The sequence below is a fragment of the Pseudomonas sp. genome, assembly GCF_030147005.1.
GTDB lineage: Bacteria > Pseudomonadota > Gammaproteobacteria > Pseudomonadales > Pseudomonadaceae > Aquipseudomonas.
In genome coordinates this window covers 1-9,057 of record NZ_JASLAW010000089.1, presented here as the reverse complement: position 1 = coordinate 9,057, position 9,057 = coordinate 1, and the positions used below count along the sequence as shown (strand labels likewise).

Here is a 9,057-nt window from a genome sequence, read left to right as displayed (position 1 = left end):
ATGCAACATACCGGAGCAAAAATCGCCGCGAGATACTTTTTTTAAGGTCTATAGCAACAAACTTACTAATTTACCTCCCCGTGTCCATTGCAGATGATCACTCCAACAACAAAGCGCCGCGTCTGCGGCGCACAGCGAAGTACGACCACGTACTCACCTTGCCTTGGAGCTCGTCATGGTTACCACTGCAACATCCTCCGCCCCGCTTATCGAAAAACACACGATTGGATACGTGCCCCCGGAAGATCGCCATGGAAAGGTAAGAGACCTGTTCACCCTGTGGTTCGGCGGCAACATCGCGCCGTTGCCGATCGTCACCGGTGCCTTGGGTGTGCAACTGTTCCACCTCAACCTGGTGTGGGGCATCGTCGCCATCCTCGTCGGCCATTTGGTCGGCGGTGTGTTGATGGCGCTGCACTCGGCCCAAGGCCCGCAAATGGGCATTCCGCAAATGATCCAGAGCCGCGCCCAGTTCGGCTCCCTTGGCGCGCTGTTGGTGGTGGTGATTGCCGGCGTGATGTACATCGGCTTCTTCGCCTCCAACATCGTGCTGGCCGGTAAATCCCTGCACGGCGTGGTCGATGCGGTACCGGTGCCGGTCGGCATTGTGATCGGCGCCATCGGTTCCGGCATCATCGGCATCATCGGCTATCGCTTCATCCATGTGCTCAACCGCATCGGTACCTGGGTGCTGGGCGCCGGTATCGTGCTGGGCTTCGGCTATATCTTCACCCACGTGCAGACTACGGACTTCCTGACGCGCGGCAGCTTCAACATTTCCGGTTGGCTGGCCACCGTGTCCCTGGCCGCGCTGTGGCAGATCGCATTCGCCCCGTATGTCTCCGACTACTCGCGCTACCTGCCGGCCGACGTTCCCGTCGCCGCCACCTTCTGGACCACTTACCTGGGTTCGGCCCTGGGTTCGAGCCTGGCGTTCATTTTCGGCGCCGTCGCCGTGCTCGCCACGCCCGTGGGCATGGACACCATGGACGCGGTCAAGCTCGCTACCGGCGCCATTGGCCCGCTGATGCTGGTGCTGTTTTTGCTCAGCGTGATCAGCCACAACGCCCTCAACCTGTACGGCGCGGTGCTGTCGATCATCACCCTGGTGCAGACCTTCGCTTACCGCTGGATACCCACGGCGAAAAGTCGCGCGGTGATCTCCATCATCGTGCTCACAGCCTGTTCGATTGCGGCGGTGTTCGCCTCCAAGGACTTTATCGGCCACTTCGTCGACATGGTGCTGGTGCTGCTCGTGGTGCTGGTGCCGTGGACAGCGATCAACCTGATCGACTTCTACGCCATCCACAAAGGCAAGTACGACATCGCTTCGATCTTCCGCGTGGATGGCGGCATCTACGGCAAGTACAACCCCCAGGCACTGCTGGCGTATGCGGTGGGCATCGCGGTGCAGATTCCGTTCATGAACACGCCGCTGTACGTGGGGCCGATTTCCGAACACATCAACGGCGCAGACCTGTCGTGGGTGGTGGGGTTGGTGGTGACGTCGCCGTTGTACTTCTGGTTGGCGAGCCGGGACAGTGCGTATAAGCGCCGGATGGACGGGGGGAAATTGGTGGGTGGGGTCTGATACAGACGCTCTCGGTTGCGCCTGTGCGAAGGTCACTTTATAGTTCGCCCCGTCGCTGGCATTGGCCGGCGATGGGGTTTCGCAGCCCTATAACGATTTACACCAACACCGTCAAACATGCCCCAGCCGCCCCCGGCTGCCGAATGTTTTATGGCGGTTGTGCGTGGGAGACCTTCGGGTCTGCCGGGTTTTGGTGTAAATCGTCCGGTCTGCGAACCCGCGCACAGCTGCCACCCAATCTGTTTCGCAGCAGACGCGGTGGTAATTCTTCTTAATTTGAGGATTTACACCATGACAACTCAACACCCGCCCCGCCGCTTCACCCCCATGTCCCAGACCGCAACCGACTACCCCGTGCTGCTGATCGACAGCGATGCGCCGCTCAGCGAATTGCACGCCTGCGCCGGCGAGCGGCTCAATGCCGCGCTCGCCTACCTGCACCTGATGGCCTGCTCCAACGTATCCGACTATGCCGAGCACGACATCAACACCGTTGCCAATACCGCGCGGATCATGGTCCAGGATGTGGCGGATGTGTTCACCGTGATTGAAAAGCGCGGCTTTGATTCGCCCGCTGTTGCCTGATGTGATGTGAGCTGTGAGAAAACCCGCCCTGGCGGGTTTTCTGGTTTTCGGGAGGCTGAAAATGGGGAGTGGCCGCGGGAATAAGGGTGTCTGCGCCGCCGCTCTCGCAGCCTCGCTGGGGCTGCGAAGGCGGCCGTCTGGCTGGCAGTGACCTTGCCTGATGCCTATGATGTGCCCATTCACCAACACCCCAGGACACTCCATGCCCGCCCTTACCTTCCGCACCGCCCTCCCTACCGACGCCCGCCGCTGTTTCGAAATCGAAACCACCGCCTACGAAGGCGACGAAGCCGCCACCCTGGCAAAAATTGCCACGCGTATCACGCAGTACCCCCAAGGCTTTCTCATCCTTGAAGCCGATGGCGAAACGGTAGGTTTTATCAACAGCGGCTGCGCCCATGACGTGGTGATGTCGGACGAGGCGTTCAAGGAGTTGGTGGGCCATTCAGCCCAAGCGACGAATGTGGTGATCATGTCGGTGGTCGTTGACCCGGTCCACCAGGGCAAAGGTTATTCCAAAAAGCTTATGGCCGAGTTCGTGCAGCACATGCGGGCGATGGGCAAGCAAGCCATTCACCTGATGTGCAAAGAACGGCATGTACCGTTGTACACCCGTATGGGGTACACCTACGTGCAGCCATCGCCGTCCGAGCATGGCGGGATGGCGTGGCATGAGATGGTCATGTCTCTTTGACGGCTGCGCTCGCGCAACAAGCAGCTCAACACATCAGCCGACTCATGCTCGGTTCAGGGAAGGATTTCCAAGTGCCCAATGCAACACCGCTGACCTTTCAACAAACCTTGAAAAAAAACCTTAAACGAGTGGCGACCTATTGGGCACCGCTGGGCGTCCTTTTCACCGGGCTCGGTACGCTGCTGGGGTTTTATACGCTGTCGACCTACGCCACTTCGATTGGCCGCCCCGATCTGATGGCCGCCGCGCTGGAGGCCAAGTCTGCGCTGATCCCGTGGCTCGCCGCGGTTATGGGGATGCTGGGGGCGTACCTGCTGGTGCTGCTGTCGACCACGGTGCTGTTCGGGCTTACGGTCTCGTTGTTCAATGACGTAGCGTCCCTGCAGCACAAGCTGGTCGGCATCCTGTTTATGCCAATACTGGTGGGCATTGTTGCACTGCTGTGGCAGAACTTCGAAGGCCCCAAACTGGACGATTGGGGCAAACTCACCTGGATGTTCATCTGGCTCGGCGTCTCGCTGCTTGCACTGCTGACGATTCCCACATTCCGGGTGGCGGTCGACACCTGCGCAACCATGGCCAGCCCCGGCAACCCCCGGAGCTGGCCACTACGGTGCTGGTTCATGCTGATGGTCGCCTTGCTGTTGGCGGAAACTGTGATCTGCGCTGTGTTCCCCGCCAGCCTGATCCTGCACGCCTACACGGGTGAGGACACGCCCGAGGCATTGAGGCATCTGATGGTTATCTCGATATTCGCCGCCACGGTTGCGCTGCTGCCAGTGGTGGTGTTCTACGTCAGCAAGGCGGACTTGTTCAAACGCCTTAGCGTCGGCCTGCTGATGGTGCTCGTGTCCGGAGGCGTGATCGTCGTCATTTCGCCGGGCAGTCCTGCTGCCATCGTGTATTCGGCAGCCTTGATGATGAAAGCCAGGAACCCGGTGGAAGCGGTGTATATGCTGACAACGTCCTACGCGACCGAAGACTTTGACACGCACATCTGGGGCGACGTGCGCACCGTGCGCGGCAAACCCGAGGTCTCGGCGTTCCCGTTGTTTTCCTTCGGTGACGTGCTGTTGTTATGTCCTACCAGCCTGATCAACAAAAGCCGCAAGGAGTGGCCGCAATACTCGGCCTATTGCGTGCTCACGCAAAGCAGCAACGCGATACGCCGGCCCAAAAAATCAGACCCGGCAACCGCGTCGATACCAGGCATCGGCAACCCACCTGATCACAAGGAACCGTGAAAACCGCGTCCCTTACCAACTCCCCGATGCCCCGCCGCCGCCGCTGGAGCCACCGCCGCCGGACGAGCTGCTGCTGGAGCTGGAACCGCTTGAACTCGAGCCGGAGCCACCGCCCGAACCCGACCCCGACCCTTCGCCGACCTTGCCGAAAAGGATCAAGGCGACGAACGACGCGATAGGGAACGCCAGCAGCCAGCCGTCGCGGCCGCCGTCGATCACCAGCCCGGCCACGCCATACACGACGACCGCCGCCACCAGTCGCACGACAAAACCTGTGCGGCTGGCCCTCCAGGTTTGCCGCATGATCATCAGCAGCACCAGGTACAACCCCAGCACCACCAACACACACACCGGCCACAGCAGCCAATGGATAAAGTTGACGTCCATGTACCGGTCCGCCACCACCAGCCCGGCGATATAGACCAACAACCCTATCACGCCGTAGAACAGCGCCCGCACTTGCCACAATGCGCCAAACAGGGCACCGCCGATCAACAAGGTCAGCGGCATGACAAACAGAAACATCGGCCATTCCTGACCGCCGCCCAGCAGCGCCAGCAACAGCGTGGCCGCCACCGTGACGATCAAGGCCTTGCGCCAATGCAGCTTGCCGGCGGCGAGCAGCACACCCAGGAGGCCGCCGAGGACGAACGCCGCCAGCAGCGCGATGAATTGCGGGTTGATTCCGCGCTCGGCGACTTCGGGCAAGTCGCCGCCGTCCACCAGCACGGCCAGTGCGTCCACGCCCTGTTGCACACCGCCGGCAAAGTCGCCCTGGCGAAACGCCGGGGTGATGCGCTCTTCGATGATGCGATGGGCCAGCAGGTCGGTGACGGTGCCTTCCAGCCCGTAGCCCACTTCGATGCGCAGGGTGTGATCGTTCTTCGCCACTACCAGCAGGATGCCGTCATCGACGTCCTTGCGTCCCAGCTTCCAGGCGCGGAACAGTTGGTTGGCATAGTCTTCAATGCCGCTGTCACCGGTGCTGGGCACCAGCAATACGGCAACTTGCGCGCCTTTGCGCTGCTCCAGGTCGGCCAGTTGCTGTTTGAGACGCCGGACGGTGTCCGCGTCGAGGGTGTTCGTCAGGTCAATGACCCGCTGGTCGAGCGCAACCCCGATGGGCGAAGTGTCGGCCCTGGCGGTGATCAACAGGCTGGCCAATACCAGAACGAGCACGCTCAAGACCGATTGCCGTAGAATCACCATCATGTATTGTTACCTAAAGTTTCTTCCTGAAGGCGCCGACTTTACCTTATCTACGCGCAAACGCGTGACCCAAGGCCTGCGACTATCTAAACTGCCGCTACGCTGCATAGCAATAAGCCATCTACGAGAAAGTCATGGACCTACGTCACCGCAACAACGTCAATGTGATGGGTCACGGCTCTTCAACCCTGGTGTTTTCCCATGGCTTCGGCTGCAACCAGGCAATGTGGAACGCTCTGGTGCCTCATTTTCTCGAACGTTTCCGCGTGGTGCTGTATGACCTGGTGGGTGCCGGCCTGTCGGACCTTGGCGCATTCGACAAAGCCAGGTACAGCACGCTGGAGGGATACGCCCGCGACCTCAACGAGCTGATCGACGCCTATGGCGAAGGCCCGGTGATTCTGGTGGGGCACTCGGTCAGCGCAATGATCGGCACCCTCGCCGACCGCCTCGCGCCGGGGCGGGTCGCGGCGCATGTGATGATCGGCCCATCGCCGCGCTATATCGACACCGAGGGCTATGTCGGCGGCTTCAAGCGCGACGACATCGAAGACCTGCTCGACACCCTCGACAGCAATTACCTCGGCTGGTCCAGCAGCATGGCCCCGGTGATCATGGGCGCCCCCGGGCAACCTGAACTGAGCACCGAACTGACGGAGAGTTTCTGCCGCACCGAACCCGACATCGCCAGGCAATTTGCGCGGGTGACATTTCTTTCGGACAACCGTGAGGATGTGTCCGGCCTGACCACGCCAGTGCTGATCCTGCAGTCGAGCGACGACGTGATCGCCCCCGTGGCCGTCGGCGAATACCTGCATGCCGTGCTGCCCAACAGCACCTATCACCTGGTGGATAACATCGGCCATTGCCCGCACATGAGTGCGCCGCAGGCCTGCGCAGCGGCGATGGATCAGTTCCTGGCGCCGTGGGCAAGCCTCAATGCCGGCTGAGTCACTGTTCGACAGCGCCGCCTGTGCCCTGGCGGTGACCTTGCAGGACGGGACGATTGTGCACGCCAACCAGCGCTTGAGCGACTGGCTCGGGATCAGCGCCGCCCAGCTGTGCGGGCAACGCTTTCAAGACCTGCTGAGCATGGGCGGGCGGATTTTCTACCAGACCCATCTGGCGCCGATGCTACGCATGCACGGCAGCGTCAACGAGGTGAAGCTCGACATACGCCATCGCGACGGGCACAAAGTCACCGTGCTGCTCAATGCCAGTCAGCGCCGAGAGGCCGAGGGCGTGGTGTACGACCTGGCGTTGTTCGGCACCACCGACCGCGACAAGTACGAACGCGAGCTGCTCAACGCACGCAAGCTGGCCGAAGCGCTGCTTCAGGAAAAAACCGCCACCGAACAGGCGCTGCACCAAGCCCAGGCCGAATTGAGCGAGGCCTATGCCATTGCCCAGCAACGTGCGTTGTTCGCCGAACAGATGGTGGCGATTGTCAGTCATGACTTGAAGAACCCCCTGACCGCGATCCGCATGGCGTCGGACTTTCTTCGACGCGGCGAGCGTACGCCCAAGGAGCAGCAGTTGCTCGGGCATATCGGCCAATCGTCCGAACGCGCCCAGCGCATGATCGCCGACCTGCTGGATTTCACCCAGGCCAGGGTCGGCCACGGCATCACCATCAGGGCCCAACCACTGGACTTGCACAATGTGATTCATCGCGCCGTGGACGAACTGCAGGTGGCCTTCCCCAAGGCCACGCTGGTGCACCACGCCGAGGGCGATGGCGACACGTGCCTGGATGCCGACCGTGTGCAGCAGATGATCGGCAACCTTGTCGCCAATAGCGTGGCTTATGGCGACCTGCAACAGGCAATCACCGTCACCTCGCGCCTGGGCGCCAGGGGCGGTGAGGTTTCGGTGCACAACTACGGCGCGGCGATTCCCGAAGCGTTGCTGGCCGGGTTGTTCGAACCCATGACCCGCGGCACCCACCAGGGCAGCGATGTGCGCAGCGTGGGCTTGGGTTTGTATATCGTGCGCGAGCTGGCCAGGGTGCACGGCGGTGATGTGGCGGTGAACTCCTGCGCGACGCGCGGCACCACCTTCAGCGTGAAGTTTCCGGCAGGTACGCCGCACCTTGCATGATCGGCTCGACGCTGCCGGTCAGTACCACCCCGCCCTGCCCGTCCCACTGCACTGTCAGCGTGCCGCCGTCGCATTCGACTTCCACCTTGTCATCCAGCAGCCCACGTCGAACGCCATTGACCACCGCCGCGCAACAACACGACCCGGAACCCAACGGCACACCGCCGCCACGCTCCCAGATGCGCAGGCGGATACGGTTGCGGTCGATTACCTGCACAAAATGCACATTGGTCCTGGCGGGGAACAGCGGGTGATGTTCCAGGGCCGGGCCCACGGCTTCGACATCGACCGCAGCGATGTCCTCTACAAAAAACGTACAGTGCGGGTTACCCATACCGCAGGCGGCGGGCTCGCCGTCGATGGGCAGCACACGTGTGTCCATCGCCTTGGCCAGCGGCACGGCGGCCCATTCCAACGAAGGTGCGCCCATGTCGATCGACACCCACTGGCCGCTGACGCGCACACAGGTCAGCAAACCCCGGTCGGTACGCAGCACGATGGCATGGGTACCGGCCTCATGCATCAGGCGGTCGGCCACACCACGTGTCGCGCTGCCGCAGGTTTGCAGGGGGGTGCCGTCGGTATTCCAGAACTGGACGCGGGCGGCGGCGTCCTCGCAGTCGAGGATCACCGCCAACTGATTGAAGCCGATGCCGGTGTGTCGATCGCCCAGGCGTCGGGCGATCTCGCTGGTAATGGGGTTATCCTGGCCACGGCGGTCGATGATGATGAAGTCGTCGCCGTGGGCGTGCATCTTCACGAAGGGCAAAGTCATGGGCGGTCCTGTGGTCGAACGGAGCGGCCCTACTCTAACACCACTGCACACACGAGGAGATGGACCATGCTTATCGTATTCAGCGGCCTGCCCGGCACCGGCAAAATCACGATTGCCGGGGAGCTGGCACGCCGAATGGGCGCGGTGTACCTGCGCATCGATGTAATCGAGCAAGCGCTGCGCGAGTCCGGCGTGCTGGCCGGTGATGTGGGCGCCGGCGGCTATCGCGTCGCCACGGCGCTGGCATTGAGCAATGTGCGCCTTGGACAGCCGGTGGTCGCTGACTGCGTGAACCCGGTAAGAGAAAGCCGCGAGGCTTGGCGCGCCGTAGCGCTGGCCACAGGCGTTGAGCTGATCGACATTCAAGTGGTTTGCTCTGATCAGCAGGAACACCGGCGCAGAGTGGAGCGCCGTGAGAGTGATATTCCAGGGCTGCTGCCGCCGACGTGGCCATCGGTGCTGGCACATGAATATGAAGCTTGGGATAAGCCGCCGTTCACCCTCGATACGGCACAGCTGACTCCCGCACAGGCGCTCACGGCAGCCCACGCCCACCTGTTGACGGCGGCGCAGTCAACATTTTCATCGCCTGATCTACCGCTTTCGCAGCCTCGCTAAGGCTCGACAGCTCCCACAGGGGGTTGGGCGGTGTTGTGTGGAACTCGAATTGAGGGGGCCTTCGCGGCGAGCGCAGCGCTCGATAACGGCATTATTCAAATGTGGGAGTTGTCGAGCCCCAGCGAGGCTGCGAAGGCGGCGGTACAGTCAATACTTCATCGCCTGATCTACCGCTTTCGCAGCCTCGCTAAAGCTCGACAGCTCCTACAGGGGGTTGGGCGGTGTTGTGTGGATCTCGATT

The 9,057-nt window shown here is 61.8% G+C and carries 9 protein-coding genes; 7 read left to right on the top strand and 2 right to left on the bottom strand.

The features are described from left to right. The first annotated feature begins 175 nt into the window (after positions 1-175). From Q1V60_RS08215 to Q1V60_RS08200, 4 genes are all read left to right on the top strand, one after another. On the top strand, positions 176-1,591 hold the full coding sequence (locus Q1V60_RS08215) for a cytosine permease (protein ID WP_300629129.1): 1,416 nt from the start codon (positions 176-178) through the stop codon (positions 1,589-1,591). Positions 1,592-1,882: 291 nt separating this feature from the next. Then, the gene (locus Q1V60_RS08210; protein ID WP_124433020.1) at positions 1,883-2,176 is read left to right on the top strand and encodes a fructose-bisphosphate aldolase; all 294 of its coding nucleotides are present in this window, start codon (positions 1,883-1,885) and stop codon (positions 2,174-2,176) included. Between the two features lie 202 nt (positions 2,177-2,378). After that, the gene (locus Q1V60_RS08205) at positions 2,379-2,870 is read left to right on the top strand and encodes a GNAT family N-acetyltransferase (protein WP_300629125.1); all 492 of its coding nucleotides are present in this window, start codon (positions 2,379-2,381) and stop codon (positions 2,868-2,870) included. Between the two features lie 71 nt (positions 2,871-2,941). Continuing rightward, positions 2,942-4,114, top strand: coding sequence for a hypothetical protein (locus Q1V60_RS08200; protein WP_300629122.1), 1,173 nt, complete (start codon positions 2,942-2,944; stop codon positions 4,112-4,114). A gap of 12 nt (positions 4,115-4,126) precedes the next feature. On the opposite strand, the gene Q1V60_RS08195 is transcribed toward Q1V60_RS08200, so the two are convergent. Then, positions 4,127-5,326, bottom strand: coding sequence for a YgcG family protein (locus tag Q1V60_RS08195; protein ID WP_300629120.1), 1,200 nt, complete (start codon positions 5,324-5,326; stop codon positions 4,127-4,129). A gap of 131 nt (positions 5,327-5,457) precedes the next feature. On the opposite strand from Q1V60_RS08195, the gene Q1V60_RS08190 reads away from it, so the two are divergent. Continuing rightward, complete coding sequence (locus Q1V60_RS08190) at positions 5,458-6,273, top strand: alpha/beta hydrolase (protein WP_300629117.1); 816 nt, start codon at positions 5,458-5,460, stop codon at positions 6,271-6,273. Further along, entirely contained in the window at positions 6,263-7,423 is a 1,161-nt protein-coding gene (locus Q1V60_RS08185; protein ID WP_300629115.1) for a PAS domain-containing sensor histidine kinase, read from the top strand. The genes Q1V60_RS08190 and Q1V60_RS08185 overlap by 11 nt, the downstream gene beginning before the upstream one ends. Here the strand turns inward: Q1V60_RS08185 and dapF are convergent. Continuing rightward, entirely contained in the window at positions 7,383-8,198 is an 816-nt protein-coding gene (gene dapF, locus Q1V60_RS08180) for a diaminopimelate epimerase (protein WP_300629114.1), read from the bottom strand. The two genes, Q1V60_RS08185 and dapF, sit on opposite strands and share 41 nt — an antisense overlap. A gap of 66 nt (positions 8,199-8,264) precedes the next feature. Here dapF and Q1V60_RS08175 point away from each other — a divergent pair, with 66 nt between their 5' ends. Beyond that, positions 8,265-8,816, top strand: a complete 552-nt coding sequence (locus Q1V60_RS08175; protein ID WP_300629112.1) for an AAA family ATPase — start codon at positions 8,265-8,267, stop codon at positions 8,814-8,816. Positions 8,817-9,057: the final 241 nt, after the last annotated feature.